At 40.7% G+C, this 17,860-nt stretch carries 17 protein-coding genes; 4 read left to right on the top strand and 13 right to left on the bottom strand.

The features are described 5' to 3' along the window. Positions 1–94: 94 nt before the first annotated feature. The gene (locus tag NST25_RS09800) at positions 95–706 is read left to right on the top strand and encodes a GNAT family N-acetyltransferase (protein WP_339190388.1); all 612 of its coding nucleotides are present in this window, start codon (positions 95–97) and stop codon (positions 704–706) included. A gap of 76 nt (positions 707–782) precedes the next feature. Here NST25_RS09800 and NST25_RS09795 read toward each other — a convergent pair whose 3' ends face one another. Beyond that, entirely contained in the window at positions 783–1,220 is a 438-nt protein-coding gene (locus tag NST25_RS09795; protein WP_081386204.1) for a helix-turn-helix domain-containing protein, read from the bottom strand. A 208-nt stretch (positions 1,221–1,428) separates the two neighbouring features. Further along, the gene (locus tag NST25_RS09790) at positions 1,429–2,466 is read right to left on the bottom strand and encodes an NADH:flavin oxidoreductase/NADH oxidase (protein ID WP_339190386.1); all 1,038 of its coding nucleotides are present in this window, start codon (positions 2,464–2,466) and stop codon (positions 1,429–1,431) included. 247 nt (positions 2,467–2,713) lie between these two features. Between NST25_RS09790 and NST25_RS09785 the strand changes: the two genes are divergently transcribed. Continuing rightward, the gene (locus NST25_RS09785) at positions 2,714–3,094 is read left to right on the top strand and encodes a VOC family protein (protein ID WP_076191215.1); all 381 of its coding nucleotides are present in this window, start codon (positions 2,714–2,716) and stop codon (positions 3,092–3,094) included. 31 nt (positions 3,095–3,125) lie between these two features. On the opposite strand, the gene NST25_RS09780 is transcribed toward NST25_RS09785, so the two are convergent. Next, a complete protein-coding gene (locus tag NST25_RS09780) occupies positions 3,126–3,776 on the bottom strand; it encodes a suppressor of fused domain protein (RefSeq protein WP_076124958.1) in 651 nt (216 codons plus the stop codon). A gap of 60 nt (positions 3,777–3,836) precedes the next feature. Beyond that, positions 3,837–4,928, bottom strand: coding sequence for a hypothetical protein (locus tag NST25_RS09775; protein ID WP_340393879.1), 1,092 nt, complete (start codon positions 4,926–4,928; stop codon positions 3,837–3,839). Positions 4,929–5,108: 180 nt separating this feature from the next. Here NST25_RS09775 and coaA point away from each other — a divergent pair, with 180 nt between their 5' ends. After that, positions 5,109–6,044: a type I pantothenate kinase gene (gene coaA, locus NST25_RS09770; RefSeq protein ID WP_076124954.1), complete on the top strand. Its 936-nt coding sequence runs from the start codon at positions 5,109–5,111 to the stop codon at positions 6,042–6,044. A 165-nt stretch (positions 6,045–6,209) separates the two neighbouring features. Beyond that, complete coding sequence (locus NST25_RS09765) at positions 6,210–7,163, top strand: glycosyltransferase family 8 protein (protein WP_076124952.1); 954 nt, start codon at positions 6,210–6,212, stop codon at positions 7,161–7,163. 17 nt (positions 7,164–7,180) lie between these two features. On the opposite strand, the gene NST25_RS09760 is transcribed toward NST25_RS09765, so the two are convergent. The 9 genes from NST25_RS09760 to NST25_RS09720 form a co-directional block, all read right to left on the bottom strand. Further along, entirely contained in the window at positions 7,181–8,419 is a 1,239-nt protein-coding gene (locus NST25_RS09760) for an RICIN domain-containing protein (protein ID WP_036679228.1), read from the bottom strand. 177 nt (positions 8,420–8,596) lie between these two features. Further along, positions 8,597–9,295: a hypothetical protein gene (locus NST25_RS09755; protein WP_340393876.1), complete on the bottom strand. Its 699-nt coding sequence runs from the start codon at positions 9,293–9,295 to the stop codon at positions 8,597–8,599. Between the two features lie 506 nt (positions 9,296–9,801). Further along, positions 9,802–10,446 carry a hypothetical protein gene (locus NST25_RS09750; protein WP_076107537.1) on the bottom strand — a complete coding sequence of 215 codons (645 nt, stop codon included), beginning with the start codon at positions 10,444–10,446 and terminating at the stop codon, positions 9,802–9,804. A 144-nt stretch (positions 10,447–10,590) separates the two neighbouring features. Further along, entirely contained in the window at positions 10,591–11,112 is a 522-nt protein-coding gene (locus tag NST25_RS09745) for a hypothetical protein (protein WP_076184300.1), read from the bottom strand. A 21-nt stretch (positions 11,113–11,133) separates the two neighbouring features. After that, entirely contained in the window at positions 11,134–11,595 is a 462-nt protein-coding gene (locus tag NST25_RS09740) for an FMN-binding protein (RefSeq protein WP_076133981.1), read from the bottom strand. A 90-nt stretch (positions 11,596–11,685) separates the two neighbouring features. Next, entirely contained in the window at positions 11,686–12,264 is a 579-nt protein-coding gene (locus NST25_RS09735; protein ID WP_076124944.1) for a TetR/AcrR family transcriptional regulator, read from the bottom strand. A gap of 66 nt (positions 12,265–12,330) precedes the next feature. Continuing rightward, positions 12,331–14,412: an alpha/beta hydrolase fold domain-containing protein gene (locus tag NST25_RS09730; RefSeq protein WP_340393874.1), complete on the bottom strand. Its 2,082-nt coding sequence runs from the start codon at positions 14,410–14,412 to the stop codon at positions 12,331–12,333. Positions 14,413–14,620: 208 nt separating this feature from the next. Then, positions 14,621–16,162: a glycoside hydrolase family 32 protein gene (locus tag NST25_RS09725; protein WP_340394386.1), complete on the bottom strand. Its 1,542-nt coding sequence runs from the start codon at positions 16,160–16,162 to the stop codon at positions 14,621–14,623. Between the two features lie 103 nt (positions 16,163–16,265). Next, complete coding sequence (locus NST25_RS09720; protein ID WP_076219908.1) at positions 16,266–17,750, bottom strand: glycoside hydrolase family 68 protein; 1,485 nt, start codon at positions 17,748–17,750, stop codon at positions 16,266–16,268. Positions 17,751–17,860 lie beyond the last annotated feature (110 nt).

The following is a 17,860-nucleotide window of genomic DNA, read 5'->3' as shown; positions in this document are numbered from 1 at the left end:
AATAAAAGAAAACATTTTTTATAATCGAATATTACCAAATCAATCAATTGTTTCATGGTAAAATATCTGTTAGTTAATAAAGGAGTGGTGAAAGTTGAGCGAGGTTGTGAATGAAGAGGCCAATTCTAGTGATTTATTTACGATTGATTGTAAAGATATTTTTCTGCGGGAGTATAGCGTGGAGGATTTAGAGGAGTTTCATGCGCTTACTCTACAGCCTGAAATTATTGAATTCTTGCCAGATTGGAATGTTCCTAAAGAACAACGGTTGGACTGGTTAATAAACTATGAAATAAAAGAGAACCAGCAGTTTCTTCAAGCGATCTCAGCGGGCGGAGATATCGGAGAGCTTCGTCTTCGTTTAGGCATTATTTTAAAAGAGTCCGGTGAGTTTATTGGTTGGTGTTGTACAGGAATTAAGGATGAATTGCCCGTTCCTAACAGAGAGATTATGTATGCCATATCCAAGGATCATCGCGGTAAAGGCTACACTACTCAAGCTGCCAAGGGATTAATTAAGTATTTGTTTGATAATAGCTCTACCGATGTATTAAACGCCATTGCTCTGAAACACAATATCCCATCTAATAGAGTCATTCAAAAATGTGGTTTCGAGCTTCTTGATGAGATTACAATTGAACATGAAGACTATAATTATTACCGGCTTTCCCAGCAACAGTGGAATGAACAGGTAGGATGTAAATAGCGCCCCACACTAAAAAACCTCTGTATGGGAAATGGAGATTCGGTCCATTTACCAAAACAGAGGTTTTATTGTGAATTCATGACTGTTGCTTCATGCGAAGCATTTGATCCAAAAGCTCTTTCACATCTTTTTCCGGAAAAGCTGCAAGCAGGGTCTCTTGAAAGGTATCTTGTGCACGAAGGAGCTTGTCTTCGCCAATGGCAGTCAAGGCAGTATAGATACTTCTGCGATCAGCATCACACGCTTTTCTTTCTAAAGCGCCACAGCCTTTGGCCTCAAACCGACTAACCAGTCGGGAAACTGCGCTCTGGCTTAAACCCACCATAGCTTCGAGCTTCTGCAATTTCAGTTTCTTCTCCGGCGCTTCCGACAAAAATAACAGCAAATAAAATTCTTTTAAGGATAAGCCATGTTTGGCTTGTAGATTAGCTTCCAATTCATTCGTCACATTCATTTGTATATGCGTTAACGTCAACCAACTCGTTATAAGTTCATTGTTAAGAATGTCGCCCATTTTATTATTCATCTCCCGGGTGTATGGCTTTTCATGATTTTTTCCTTCTATATAATAGTACTACAATCCACAACCATACATAAAGTATAGGTTCGATACTTATACTTTATTTTATTTTTAAAAAAAGGAGAGACCGTTTCTCCAAGAAGCCGGCCCCTCCACACTTTACAATTATTTTGTTTAGACTTCACACTATTTAAATTAGTCTTTACCCATTAATTCTTGGAAACCCGAAAGAATATTGTCTGGGAATACCAGCATCTTTCTGAAGCTCAACCCCTGCTTCCAGCGTCCAGTATGGATTTCTCAACATGCCCCGGCCCACGGCAACAAGATCAGCTTCCTCATTCCCAATCACGGCATTAGCAAGTACAGGCTCATCCAATCTGCCAACCGCAATAACCGGAACATTCAAGCCATACTTGATTTCTCTGGCCAAAGGAACCTGATAAGCTGCATGCGTCCCTGGTTTCCCGGCAGCTGCGATAGGACCTTCACCACCTGCACTGATATGGAAAATATCTGCGCCTGCTTCTTTGTAAGCTTTACTAAATTCCAAGCTTTCTTTGATACCGTACCCGCCCTCAACATATTCTTGAGCGGAGATACGCATAATCAATGGCATTCCTTCCGGCATTTCACTTTTTGCTGCGCGAATAACTTCTGTACCAAACAGTGTTAAATCCTTGCCATATTCATCTGTTCTTTGATTGGTTAGAGGGGAATGGAACTGATGAATAAGGTAACCATGCGCTCCATGAAGCTCGATAACATCAAATCCCGCTTGTATCGCCCGCTTCACGCCCAACCGGAATTTCTCAACCATAGCTTTCACTTCTTCAGTTGTTAAGGCATGTGGTGTTTTGGAGTCAGCATCAAAAGGAACGTTAGAGGAGGATACAGGAACTGCTGCATCTTCTGCTTTACGTCCGGCGTGTGCAATTTGAATACCTACTTTAGCGCCATAAGAATGACAAGCTTCAACGATTCTAGCCAGTGCAGGAATTTGCTCATCAGACCAAATACCAAGATCAAAATCAGTAATCCGGCCATCAGGCTCCACGTCCGTCATTTCAATAATAATTAATCCGGTTCCGCCAACAGCGCGGCTTACGTAATGATTATAATGCCAATCCGTAGCAATTCCGTCTTTGTTAGACACTGAATACTGACACATTGGAGGCATAACCACGCGGTTCTTCAGCTTCAAATCCTTCAATTCATACGGGGTGAATAAGTCCTTCATGATATCTCTCCTCTTTATAAAAAACTAAGTATAGTATGATCAATGCTTCCAGTGAACATGAGTTTCTAAGTTCATCTTATATAAAATATTTATAAATGCATGCTCATGCATGTATATTATTATAGAATAGCGATGATGTCAACCGTAAATAATCTTCTGCTAAATGGAAACTCCGTGTATTGTTGAAACTTCTATCTTAAGGTAATATATGGATATCTATTTTTTCTTTGAAAGGATGACCTCACTCGTGGACAAAAAGCTCTTACAATCGCATAGTATTTTCCCTACGTTGAATATTGAGCAAACAGCTGCCTTCTACAGCCAGTACTTAGGTTTTAAAGCTGTACCCTATTTAGATACACAAGAACCACATCTTTGTTTGTATCGTGACGATACAGAGATTATCCTTACGCAATCCCATGGACAAAAGGTCATTCCCAATCGAGAGTTGTACGGTTATGGATACGATGCCTATTTTATTACGAAGCAGCAACAAGAGTTGGAGAAGGAGTTCGAAGCCGCCGGTGTTCATATTGTTCGTTCTTTATCAAACACCGATTATAATAACAAGGAATTTGTGATCGAAGATGTGGATGGTCGCTGGATTGCTTTTGGAATCAAAAAATAAAAAAACGGCTCTCAGCCGTTTTTTCTTGTGTTTAAAAGAGTCCCCATAACTTCTTACAACTATTTTTACGGGAAGGATCCAAAACATCCGTAACCCCAATCTTATTTAACTTGTGTAGTAACTCTTCCTCGCTATGCTTGATTTTATAATCTAACTCCTCCCCATAGAGCGGAATTAACGTATAAAAGTGCACCACTTTCTCATGGCTCATTTCTAAATTAAAGAAACCGGCTTTATCTTTTACATCTGGAACCCAAACGAACATCCCTTGAAATCCTGTATCCTCACTATAAGGCTGGGCGGGATTACCGTTCACAAGCGTATGCCCCATATAAAGCCATGTATTATATTCATGCGGAAACCTAGCCATTGTTTTCAGGGCTCGAATCGGCCAATAATTCCGTTCATCCTTAAACGCCTCATCCGACAGCTTCCAGGTAGGAGGGAGACAAATCATTAGCTCAGCATATTGATATTCTTCTGCACCTTCTGGCACCGTCATCGGTAATTCGCTCATTCCAGAAGTAATTAAAGTATAGAAGTTCCGCTCAGGCGTCGGATCAAGAATTAGAATATCTATCGACAGAACACCTGAAATAATTTCTTTAAAAACATTATCAATAACACCTATGTATTTTTCAATATGATTACATATTTTCTCATTAGACTGAGCAGAATGCATTCATAATTCCCTCCCTTATATATGTTTATCGGTATAAACAAAGGAGAGTTTATTGCTAATTCACAGAATTTCTTCTCCACTACCATGGATCTCACAAAAATCTTTATGAACCCTACTAATTAATGCCGAATAACCTTGCCCCTGATCTAAAAGATGCTCCACAAGGAACTTACTTATTAGCTCATTTAGGCAAGTATGAATTTCACTGGTTCTTTGTTTTAAATTCTCTCCTTCCTCATAAAGGGGCAGATCGCTAAATGACATATGTGTAGCCTTTCGTATTTTCAGAAAAGATTTATATCCGTTCCAATTCTGAAAAAGCGCCTCTTGTCCTTTGATGAAATCATTTGCCAGTTTCTCCTGTAATATATTACTTAAGGATTCTAAGGTGGAGGCCTTTTGCCTTAATACAAGAAGCGGCACAGTATTGTTCTTCTCTTCATTCTCAATATATAAGTGCATGCTTGCATCTAATAAAATAGCAGCTTTAATTCTATCGTCTTCCATAGTTAAATCTAATGCAGTAGCACCGCCGATGGAATGGCCGATAATACCAATCTTATTCATATCAAATAAGCCCTTCACATCTTTATCCATAGAATTAAGCGTGGACAGGTGATCCAGAACGTATTGAATATCTTTTTTTCGAATGGAAATTAAGTTATGTAAATCGGTATAATCCGCAGCTTTTATTTGCCTCATAGCTTCGGATTGATTAATAAATTCTCCACTAGGGCAAACAGTAAACATAGCTTCGTACGCAGCACTGACCGTTACCACGATGAAACCTTGCTTGGCCAGCGCTTCTATATTATAAATATACATATCTCTATCTAAACCTAATGCAGGTGAGTAGATGATGACTGGATAGGAGCGTTTGGATTTGCTTTGAAAGGTCCGATCGCTGATTGAGGTAGATAATGTATTTATGATTTCCATGTTCATGCCAATATCTTGTAGAAGCTCTCTCGCCTGTTGTTGACAGGGCCCGAAAAGCTCCATATATTTCATTGCAGATGCGTTTTTATTTAATACACCCTCTGTATCCGGATAATAAATACTTATAACTATTTTCCTTCCCTCTGACTCTTCTTGGAACGTTTCCGTGCGTGTGTAATCCTTCAATAATTCAACTTTTCGAAAAACTCCCATTGCCCCACCCCATTTTTCCTAATATTCTATATTTTAATTGATTTTCCCATTTACTGAAATGCAATCTCCTTAATGTCCATAATAATGTCGATTACAATGAATGGAATGAAGCTGTATGAACGGTTATAATACCTAAGTGCATAAGAAATCTCTAAAAACTTCAGGGATGTGGAAAATTTAATGGTGAATAATTCAGCATATACACTTTATTTACGTGAGGATTGGAAAAAACTAAGCGATTTCACCGCTATCCAATTATCAGAAGAAGAACTTATGGAAGTCCAAAGTATTAATGAAAAAATCTCCAGCGAGGATGTTAACGAAGTCTATCTTCCTCTGTCCAATTTACTAAATCTGCAACTTCTATCTGCTCATAAATTTAATGAGTCTATAAATCACTTTCTAAACAATGATCTAAAAAAAGGTCCATTTATCATAGGTATCGCGGGAAGTGTCGCTGTTGGTAAAAGCACTACGGCCAGACTCCTACAAAAACTCCTCTCACAATTACCTTCCCATCCAAAAGTGGATTTAGTTACGACTGATGGGTTTCTACATCCCAACGCAGAGCTGGAAAAGCGCGGTATAATGACGAAAAAGGGCTTTCCTGAAAGCTACGACACGCGTAGTTTAATTTCTTTTTTAACGGATGTGAAGTCTGGGGTGCCGCGGGTCCAAAGCCCTGTATACTCTCACTTAACTTATGATATTGTGCCAGATGAATATATTACGATTGAGAATCCGGATATTCTAATTGTTGAGGGCTTAAATGTTCTTCAGACTGCGATTACAAATAATCATAATATGCCTAACTATTTTGTATCTGATTTCTTTGATTTTTCTATTTATGTGGATGCCGATGTGAACGATATCGAGACATGGTACATTGATCGGTTTATTAAACTCAGAGATACTGCCTTCCAAGATGAACAATCTTATTTCAAAAAATATGCACAGCTGTCTCTAGAGGAATCTATTGAAATCTCAAAGCGGATCTGGAAAGAAATAAACTACGTTAATTTGCAGCAAAATATTCTGCCCACCCGAAATCGTGCCGATCTTATAATGCATAAGGACAACAATCATCACGTAGATCAAATTAAGCTGCGAAAATAAAGATTGAAGTCCTTAGCCGACCAAGTTGCTGAGATTCAGCACTTGGTTTTTTGGTGTTCACATGAAATTGGGTGAATATTCTGGGTTTAATGTCTCTGTCCTCTGATCAAGGCGAACGTATACTGTGGTACATTCGTACACAAACGTGAAGAGAGGATAAATCAAATGATCGATATCGCCTTGGCTTTTCAAGATAAGGATGGGAAATATGCTGAACATGCCGGAGTCGTTCTAGCGTCAATTTTTCATCATACGAGTTCCCCAATTCATATTCATATTTTACATGATGTTTCTTTAAGTGAAACTAATAAGCGCAGGCTTAGCGCATTAACTACAAAACATAATCATACCCTTAGCTTTTATTCAATCACTATGCCCGATGATCTAACTCAGGTGCTAGCCAATGTTAACTCCATTAATGTATGGACGCAGGCATGTATGTATCGATTGCTTCTTCCTGCACTAATACCCGTGGACAAAATCATCTATCTGGACTGCGATGTATTAGTGAATATGGACATTACTGAATTATGGCAGGTTGAACTGAATGACAAGTATTTGGCTGCAATTTGGGACCAGGGAATTAGAGAGGTTGCTCATATTGTGAGCGCTAAGGGATTAAATCCTGATCTTTATTTTAATTCCGGAGTGATTTTATTTTCTTTGCATAATATCCGCCAGAATACCAACTGGTACGAAGAAATGCTAACCTTCCTACGTACCTTTCCTGATGTCACCATGCCAGATCAGGATGTTCTGAATGCAGTTTTTGGTGGGAATTACCTCCCCCTCGATATCCGTTTTAATTCGTTCAACACAAACATTCCGGACCATGATTTCACTAACAAAATCATCCATTTTGCCGGAGATGATAAATGCTGGAATAAAGATTCCGCAGGTTCATCCCTATATCAGCAATTCCTAAAGCTAACCCCTTGGAGAATCACCAGAGCCAAAATCAGACGAAGAAAACGGAAAAGCAGCCCTTTAAAACCACACCTCACCCGAAAAAGAAACAAGCAGAAAATAAAAATTGTTCAGTTGAACTTAACCCCTATTCTTTTAGCCGATTTAAAACAAATTAGACCGATTAGACCGATTAGAAAAAGCCCCATTTGATATGGGGCGGCATTTCTTTAGTTCACTTTTGTAAAAAACCATTTCTGAGCATCACTCCCGTTATCCGTCCACTGCTGAACTGCTGCACCATCGGCTGTTGATGCTCCGGATACATCCATGGCTAATCCGCTCACTTTTGAAATAAGCTTATAATAGCCCCCTCCAACATCAATAATGCTCCATCGCTGAGCGTTGGTACCATTGTCATCCCATTGCTGCAGCTGTACACCGCTCGCGGTTGATGAGTTCGGCACATCCAACACTTTTCCACTATGCACTGCCGTAAGCTTGTAATAACCGTCGCCTGTACTCTCCACTTTAAATTTCTGATTATTGGCAGTGTAATTGGTCCATTGCTGCATTTTCGCCCCGCTTGCTGTGGATACATCCACTACGTCCAGAACCTTGCCACTAGCCTTGTCAGCTAAAGTGTAAATCCCACCACTAACGATGCTTGAGGTAGGCGCAGCCTGATACACACGTACGTAATCAACCAGCATTTGAGCTGGGAAAGCAGTTGAAGCATTTGGACTTCCCGGCCAATTTCCACCCACGGCAAGGTTTAGCAGGATGAAGAAAGGTTTCTGGAACTCCTCCGTATTTCCGGTTCCGTTCTCAATATAAAAAGCATTAAATGGGTTGCCGTCTACAAACCATCTTATATAATTCGCATCCCATTCCACGCTGTACACATGGTACTGTGAGAAATCGAGGTTACCAGACACCTGACCGTACTCGGCATGCCCATTGGCATCCCAATGTACCGTCCCGTTAACAAAAGCATTATTGTTCACACGCTCCATAATGTCCGTTTCCCCAGATTTCGGCCAACCCACTGAATCAATATTCGCCCCAAGCATCCAAAATGCTGGCCAGAGTCCCTGTCCTGAAGGCAATTTGATTCTAGCTTCGATTTTTCCGTAGGTGAAGCTTTTGAGTCCCTGTGTTTTGATCCGTGCAGAGGTATAATTCATCCCCCCGTACGACTCCTTTTGTGCAGTAATCACTAAATTCCCACCCGTTACCTGCAGGTTCTGCGGACGACTGGTATAATACTGAAGCTCATTGTTTCCCCACCCCCCGCTACCCGTACCTATTTCCGCCGACCAATTATTAGTGTTCAGAGAATTCCCATCAAATTCATCGCTCCATGCCAGATTCCAGCTTGATGCCGCGCTTGAACTCCCTGTAGGTACCCAAGCAATTAAGAGGGTGAACAGCAGAAATAGACTTAACATTTTTCCTTTTCGTAACATCGTCTTTTCCTCCTACTGATTTCATTGCGCGGCGCGCTCGCACATTTGAAACCGGTTTCGAATAATGGATAAAACAAAACGTTATCCCATAAACAGCTATAACAGCCAGAGTCAGGTTAACGCCTCGCTTCATTTGATGTGTACGTCTTTTCTAAACGCAATATGCCAACATTTCGATTAAAGGGACCATTTTCCATAGTTCTGCATGCTTAATGTCCAGGTTTTATCTGCGTCTTTTACCGTCGCCATACTCTCTGAGAGCGTCCATGCGATACCAGCATACTGGTCCTCTTGATCGTCAAGGAATGATTTCCAATGTTGTCCCCCGTCTATCGTTATATATAACAATGTATGTTCATTTTCAGCGGGCCGAGTAATTAAGATTCCTTGATCCTTCGTAAGAAAGAGGGGAGGATAAGCATAGATTTGCGAGTTTACTAACTCATCCGGCACTGTGACTGTCTGTTCACTCCAGGTAACTCCACCATCCATTGTTTTATATAAACCAACTTTTCCCTGCCAAGGCGCATTCGTTGTAATCCAGCCTTCTTTTTCGTTAACAAAAGTAATTCCCGATTTCACCCCGCTAGGAAGAGTACTTCCTGCTTGTAAGCTATCCCCAATCTCCTTCCAAGTCTCTCCCCCATCACTAGTTGTATAAAGCTCCATATCTTCACGTGACATTCCTTGAAAAGGATAGACTGCTTTCCAACCTATATTTTTGTTGAGGAACACAGTATCTTCTCTGCGGTTATCTGAAGGATCAGGAGAAGGAGAAGTTTCCTGATTAGAAGTTGGATGAGGGATTGGAGTGGAATTGGAACAACCAGATGCTATCACTGCAGCAATTAGTAGTATTGAAACTAGATATTTCATCTTGTTACCACGCCTTCGTTTATTTTTCTAAAAAAGTATAGTGTGCTGTACATATAGCTTAGTCCGCAAACGTATTTAGTAAATGAAATTTTATCCTAAACTATCTGAAAAGTATTTACAGTTTCTTTATATAATCCAGCAACACCAAGGCCTATCGGACCGAGGAGACGTTATTGGTTCATTTTCAAGAGAATTCTTCTGTTAACGGACTGAGATGCAACTATTTGGCTAATCCTCCTACTTTTATAGGCAATAAACAGACAATAAGTGCTATACGGTCCGCGAGTTCGGTAAATGGAGCTAAAAAGCAAAGATAAGCGCTATACAGTCCGTAGATGATGTGAACGAAACCTTCAAGCAGCAGGTTATCAGCTTAAAGCTATCAGCTCAAAGTAGATATGAATGAATTCATCAAGCAAGGATCTACTCTTTGAATGTCAAAAGAAAAAGAAACGGCATTTCTGCCGTTTCTTTGGGTTATGGATGGTCAGGGCTCAGAGCCTGTTTTACTCCAATCCATGTTCTTTGCGGATGTTATACATGCCTTGAACAAGCAGTTCGGATGGATCCCGGTTCAATTGCAAATGAGTCAGCAACAGATGAAGCGGGAATGCGCATACGTTATTCCCATCGGTGATCGCTGGAAATCCAGCCTCGAAGACTGGTCCCAATTTCTCGTTCCAAGCTAGCCCGACATGCACTTTTTCTGGAGCAAATTCTTGGGTAATTTCCTCAATACAAAGCGGAACTAACACATTATCAATGATCCCTTTTGCTTCTTCTTCACTTGCTGGTGGTTTTGGAAGTGTTTTGCCTCCCTCAATTTTCATCAGCTCAACGAAGAATGAGGCCATCCATGCTGCCGGATCCTTACCCGACTGGAATCTTGCAATTAACTCGCGCAGAAAAAATCCGCAAGAATACACCTGATCTAATTCAGTTTTCACGTGAAAAACAAAAACAGGGCCGTAGGCTTCCATGTTCAATACTTGTCCTTCAACATCTTTAAAGTGTACTCTCAACGCTACAAGGCCGTTATGGTGAACAGCCTTTAGCAGCTGCGCCATATCCTCTTCAGACATTTCTGTATTATCATTTACTTCCTCATTCTCATTTGTTATTTCATTTTCATTAGTCGTCTCATTGTTCATTTTATAATTCCCTCCCATACCTATCATACCATCTAGCGAATTGAAGGAACACTTTATAATAGAACAATTTCTACCAGATTGCAGAGAAAACAAAAAAAACGGCAGCTTTGCCGTTTCTCTGTTCGTCTCGCTGGAGCTTAAAAGCTAGGTCATATCCCTTACTTTCTTCACTATTTTTCCAGTTAATTGATTAATATCGCCCTCATTTAACTTATAAGCTGAGGTATCTTTACGTGCAGGTTTGTGATCTGCTGATATCAGATCTGCGATATGCTGCTCGATGAATACAACAGGGTCTGCTCCAGTTCTTTTTCTAAGCTCCCCTGGCACCTTCGGATTTGGACCGTCAGCTCCACCATTGATTGAAAGGTAACCATACTTTTGCGGATTTTTCTTCAAGTACTCTAAATAGGCACGGAGCGGTGTGGCCACTTTCCCCATCCAAACCGGTCCAAAAAATAGGATAATATCATATTTTCCTATTTGCTCAGGCTTCGGTTGAACCAACGGTATCCTGTCAAAAATCATATCAAAGGTAATCCTACCGAGTGTTCGGGGTTTAGCTTCCGAGATTCGGATATATTCAGCCGACAACGCTTTCGCCACACTCCTTGCTAATGCTTCATTATTACCTGTGAATGAATACGAAATGACTGCAATGTTCATATAAATTCTCCTTAAAATGAATTATTTCGTCTCCGCCTGCAGTAGGGCATTTTCGAGTGCCTTAAGATGTGTTTTAGAGGTAAGCGTTGCCCCGCTGATAACGTCCACCTGAAGAGACTGCGATTCAATCACATGACCAAACAAATCACCAATGCTTAGCCCACCCTTCAGCTCAGCAGGGTTCCCTGTTTTGTCCAAGGCACCTTTGAGTATTTTGATATCTGACAGCCGTCCAGCAGATATTGTGGCCTTCACCTTGGTATCTCTGGAATGATCTTTGATGCCAATGTATTCCCCCACATAGCTGCCCTCCCGCAGTTTCTGTATATCTATGGCGTTGATAGTAAGCTGCTGAACTTCATGCCTTCCCGGAGCAGATAAGAGAATACCACCTATCCAACCTATGACTGTAATCCCGCATAGAATGCTGAGAACAATAATCCATTTATTGAATTTTCGCTTTTTCCCTCTTCTCTTACTCACCTGCTTGCCTCCTTCCTTTTGATTTAAAATTTGAATGAATATTTAATAATTCATTCATTTCACTAAAAAAAAAACTGCACCATAAGTGTATTAGGGGCAGTCTGTCAAACCCTTCATAATTAGTTCCAGCATATTGTCCAAAAGTTGTGGAAAATACTCCAGCCCGATTTCTTCCTTGTGGGTTTCCACATTAATCATTGCGCCGAAGATCATCATAATCATTTTACTATCCATATCGCTGCGCATTTTACCATCGGCTTGCCACTGCTTAATGATTTCATGGAAGCTATCATACAAGAAGTCGTTTACCTGAATGTTGGTTTCTTCCCGGTACAACTGTTCGATTTTTGCGAAAACACTTTTGTTATACCATTCCTTAAGAATGGGGTTGGCTATCATACCTTCCAAATTAAGCACCATCATCTGCCGTATTAGTGCTAATGGGCTTTGGCTCATATCGAGCGATTGCATACAGCTTTTTTTGAGCTTTTCGTTTTCCTCTAAAAAAATATCCATAAAAAGCTTTTCCTTGGAGGGATAATAGTTGTAAAAACTTCCTACAGCTATTCCAGCCATTGTGGTAATGCCAGAAACATTCGTGTCTTTAAAGCCTTTATTGCTAAATAGCTCTTTCGCACATTCGTATATCTTTGTTTTTTTGTCTTCCACTTTTCGTCTCTCCGTGAATGAATAATTATTTTTTCATTCATATCATAGTGTTAACAGCAGAATATGTCAATGCACAAATAGATCACCAAAAGCATCAACATCCTTAGCCGAACCAATGCCGCTGTTATATTCCACCCAGCCCTTACGCCCCTCACCATCATTGTCATTGACCAATAACGAAAATTTCAGCTTCATTCCTGGCTTCACCTGTACATCGTCGGATTTTAGTTCACGCCAGGGAATGGCTAGTTCGTAGCTGGTTTTTGAATCTTTACGTTCCACGGCATACTGTAATTCTATAACATCACCCAAATTAAACCCCTTTGGTGCCAACCAGCACCATTTGAGTAATTCGCCCGTATCTCCGCGAGCCACACCGAGTTCATGGTACTCAGAAGGCACCGTTCCATCCCCGTTGGCAATGCCAATTCCAATCTGGATGCTGTCCCCACTCCAGATGGCATCTCCTGATGCTGACTGTGCATGATAATCATCGATAACTTCTACCCCAAGGTAAAGATTGTCGGCATCCCATGCTAAGGAACCCTTGGCGCTGAGATCCTGCTCTCCTTGCCAGCCCATGATTTTGACATCCTTCACATCAAAGGGAGCTTGATTCCCCCAGTCCGACAAGTTGCCATCGATTTGGACAGGCGGACTGAGTTTCGGCAACAGAAGCACGTTAGAAGAATCAACTGCCGATTGCAATAAGGTACCTATATCATTAAAAACTTTAAGCGACCGCTGGCCTCTTGCCAGCTCAGGAATCTCAAGACGAACGCTCTTACCCGGCTCCAGATTTTCCACAGTCGAAGCATAAGTACCTCGGGTAGATCGTCCCGTCTCATAATCAGCTTCCACTGAACCGCTGAAATTGCTTGTAGATTGATTAGTAACATCCATATGGGTTTTTATCTCTTTGGCAGACTCCTCATAAAAGGTCTCGTAATACACTGCCAGCGGGTCGATTACGTTGATATTCATAGTGAAGCTTGATGCCGCTGTAGGATCTGCACCCTGAGAGACGAACAGCGAATCGTTTCCGCGCACCAAGCTTTCCGGAACCTGTATCCGCAGCGAACCTTCTTCTTCTCCATTAAGCAGCCATCCCTCTGGCAAATCGATATTAAGCGGCTCCTTCGATGCGCTGCGATAAGCTTCAGGCAGCTTAATATCAAAAGTAGAACCAGAAGCAACCGTGATCCCCGAATTTTCCGGAAGACTCGCAAGGTCCGAACTGTTCATGACATTCCACAGAAAATGTGCTGTCGTCTCCATAATTTCATCGATATATTTTTCATTTTTATAATCATGTCCGACTCCCTCCAGCGTGAGCAGATTATGATAAATACCTTTCTCTTTCAATTGAGCGGCTAGGTCAATACTTTGCTGGTACGGCACCATTTTATCTATCGTTCCATGAATAATTAGGACAGGCGGCAGCTTGCTGTCAGCACTTCTTGTCAGTTCACCACCATAAATATCTATAATGGAAAATACAGACTTAACCAGGGAGGGATCTTTTGCTAAGGATAGATTCACAAAGTTCATGGCCAGATGACCTCCTGCTGAATCTCCGCCAATAACTATACGTTCCTTGTTCAATCCATAAGTCTCCGCATGCTCATTAATCCATTTGATCACATCGTTTATATCCTCATTCGCATCGTTAAGTGTGCGAGTGAAATTGAAAAACGGATCTTTTTTTAGCCTATAATCAATAGTGAGAACAGCATACCCCCGTTTCGCCAGGCCTTCGGAAAAATCTGCTGCATCAGACTTATCCCCTCCGGTATAACCTCCGCCATGAATAAAAATAAATACTGGCCTCTGCTTGGTTTCATCTCCAATGGGCTGGTACAAATCGAGCTTCAGCGGTTCTTCAGCATCCGTCTCTTTTTTCTTACTTGCATACAAAATATCGTGTTTCACTGTAACTTTATATGCAGGATCCAAGTACTGCACCGGAGTTTCTCTGTTATTTACAGTAACGTTAGCCATTGTTGTGTTAGTATCAACAGTACTCGTAGGCAGCACTTCCTGCACTTGCTTCTCAGAGGCGCTTTTATTTTCCCGGTGATTCAGCAGCAACCATGAACCTAATACAATAAACAGAATAAGAACAACATAAATAGGCCTTCGCTTCATTAGGACAACCTCCCAGAATGATTTTGAAACCAAAAAAGTAACGTGATGCCAATAACATCATTCTAGAATTCAAGATAGCGTTTAACAATTATGTATTCCTTCGTGAATTAGGTTTAATATTACGAACTTATAATAAAAAAAAGAGGACATCCATAGGTTGGAGTGCCCTCTTATTGCGCAAGAATTAGAAAAATTCTGTCTATTCATTCTAATCTTTGCCAAAATGCTTAATTACAACATTATTAAAAATCGCGGTGCCACCTTCAGAAAACAAGGTAATGCCTTGATCCTTTATTTCCGGGAAGATTTCATTAGAAAATACAATTTCACCATCATCTATAAAAACTTCAATACTTGTTCTATCCACAAGGATCTTCAGATGCACTTTTTTCTTGTTCACATCAAAGGGGGCCTTGCTTTCAAGATATCTGTCACTCTTATCAGGTTGTCCAGTGAAGGCTCTATTAACATAAGAATATTGTCCTTCAACAAACACTCCTACGTCCACGTGGCGCGTCTTATCTGCGGATTCACGAAGTCTTAAGCCTACATTGGTACTCTCTGACCAAGATAGATCTGCATCGAGCTGGTAATTTTCGCCTGTGATATCAAGTGTTGACGAGCCGTTCACTTTTATTTGTTGCAAGGAATCCGTTGAAGTTACCATTTGATCTAATGCTTCGATGGGCTGTGATACTAACTGATACGACTGCTCTTCATCTCGTGTTAATTTTATTTGACGCACAATTGAATCCATTCCGTTAAAACCTTCGTTAAGATTGGGGGTAACATGAGGGTAATCCCAATTATTCATCCAGGCCAAAGCATATCGATGATTGTATTGATCCTTGTCCTTTCCCTCTTCAAAAGTCACAGCACCATACCAATCAAATCCATAATCTAGCCACTGTGGTTCATGATGATCCGTGATAAATTCATTCCCATTAAAATCTCCAGTCCAGTAGGCATACGTGTTGGGTTTACCTATCGACTTACCATTTGCACTGACCCCAAGAACCCATTTATAAGTGCCATCATTCGCCCGCATCATATAGAAGTCAGGACACTCCACAATTCCGATATTTTCTGTTTCGAAGCCGCTTGTGTAGTGCCAATCCTTTAAATTGTCAGACTCGTAAAAGCCTACTTTCGTACCTTCGGCTAGCGTCATCACCCATTTATGAGAATGTTGATCCCATATTACTTTCGGGTCTCTAAAATCTTCCGTGCCCGGATTTGGCAAAATAGGATCATCACTATAAGATTTAAACGTCAGCCCACGATCCGTACTGAACCATAAATATTGTTCTTGCTTCCCCGCCTCTGCAGAGGGCTGTGTTAAAATCGCCACAATAGCCCCTTCGCCAAAACCTGCTGTATTGCTATCGTCAACAACAACAGATCCTGACCAGGGATCACCATTGGGTGTTGTATATTTTGGAATCGCAACGCCTTCATCTGTCCAGCTCACCAAATCCTTTGATGTGGCATGTCTCCATTCTGTACCATTTCCATCCGGGTAATCAGCATTATAGAGATAATAGTAATGATATTTACCATCAAAATAAATGGGTTTTTGCGGATCGTTTTTCCAATGCTCAGGTACAGTGAAATGATAGCTAGCCCGAGTGGTAGGTTTATGATCAGTAACGTCGGTCCCCGGCTTCTTCTTCTCTCCAGCGTCATAAGTTACTAATACTATCGTCACAAAACAAATTAAACAAAGGATTAATATAGTGATTCCTATCATTTTTTTCTTATTCAAAATATACCTCGCTTTTTTCACATTGCTAATCTCAGCTTATAAAAAGAAAAGTAAACGCCAACTACATTGGCATTTACTTTGTAAATGATTAATACGGTTTGTTACCTTTAAGCGTCAATTGCCCTTGTTCCAAAATGCTGTTCGGTACAACTGAAGTCTTGGAGCCTTTAATATTCAGCACAAAGCTTGGGGCAAAAGTGGAATGATGATCCCCAAAGTAACCTCTATTCGTCATGTAACTTGTGATGACTACATTATTACCTTTCGCTTGCGGAATCGCAAAGTGAGCATAAGTCCAGGTAATATCATAAGGATTAAGATCTTGATGGAGGACAAGTCCTGTACCATTTAATGGTTTATACGGTCCGGTTAAAGAATTAGATACGTACCCGAGCATATAGATGTCTTCATCATCAATGCCATCAATGAACATTTTAGAACCTCTTGAGCTTGTGAACAGATACCACTTGCCATTCAATTTAAATATGTTCGCACGTTCAATTTCATCTGTCACGGTGTTGGAGGCAAGTAGCGGCTTCATTTCTTTTTTGAATGTATAATCATTATTTAATTCAATGATACCGAGCGCACCATTCGCGGTTTCCGCAGATGTTTTGTCAGCACTGCTTAGTAATTTCTTTTTCTCCGCTTGGAAGAAGGCATTGCTATTACCATAATAAGCTTTGTTAAAAAGAGAGTCTTCACCCTGGTAACCCGTAGTTGTCCCTGTATTTGCTTCAAATACAAGATACTTGTGGCCTTTATCCTCCACATAGTGAGGATCTCTTAAGGTATGATTATCGTCGTAATCGCCTTTGCTAAAACCGGTGATATCAACACTTTGATAAATTTCACCTTGATTACCGTCATAGATGGATTTCATATCTTCTACGCCATCAATCTTAAGGGTATCCCCATCCGGGGCAGAGACATTAATTTGAGCTGTAGTTAAAGTTTGTTTCCCGTAAAATCCGCGATCTGGATCCCAAGGATGACGATTAGTGTAAAACAAGCGAACTTTGCCATCAGATGTCATGGTTGCTGAACCGGACCATTCTTCGGCTTGATTGTTTAAAACATAATCATCAGGAACAAGTTTGTCACTATCCTTAAACACTCTGCCGGCATTCTTCCAGCTGCTGATAGAGTTGTCTCCTTCTTTCTTATAGAACAAATAAATAAATGTGTCTGATCCATTATTAGGGTCGCCCGCCAGACCAAAAACAATTTGATACCCCTTATAACTGGCTACAGTTCCATCTGCATTTTGCAGCGGCCAAGTATCCCAAACATCCATTTCAATTTTGTTTCCATTCTCATCGAACTTAATGGCTGCAGGAATGTTCTCAATCGTTGAAGCATCAAATTTTGGGACTTGGAATTGTTTACTATTTTGTTGTTTGGGTAATTTCAACATGTCAGCGCGAGTGATATGAGAGAAACCATAGTCATTGTACTCCGGCTTGTTCGGCTTGTTATTTCCTTTCGCAAAGGTTTGAGTAGCTCCACCTAACATTAAAGCAGCTGTAAAGGTTAGGATTGTTGTTTGTTTAATCATTTTCTTGAAATTCATCATCTAACTCCTCTTATACTTTAAATTTGGGTTTCGATCTTCCTTTGTGCTGTTCCCCTTTTAAATTCTAATGAAGAGTAGACGTTATGAGTATGTCGTAAATTGATGCA

The organism is Paenibacillus sp. FSL E2-0190, assembly GCF_037992965.1.
GTDB lineage: Bacteria > Bacillota > Bacilli > Paenibacillales > Paenibacillaceae > Paenibacillus_AQ > Paenibacillus_AQ odorifer.
The sequence above is the reverse complement of the archived record's forward strand: the minus strand, read 5'-3'. Positions and strand labels throughout refer to the sequence as shown.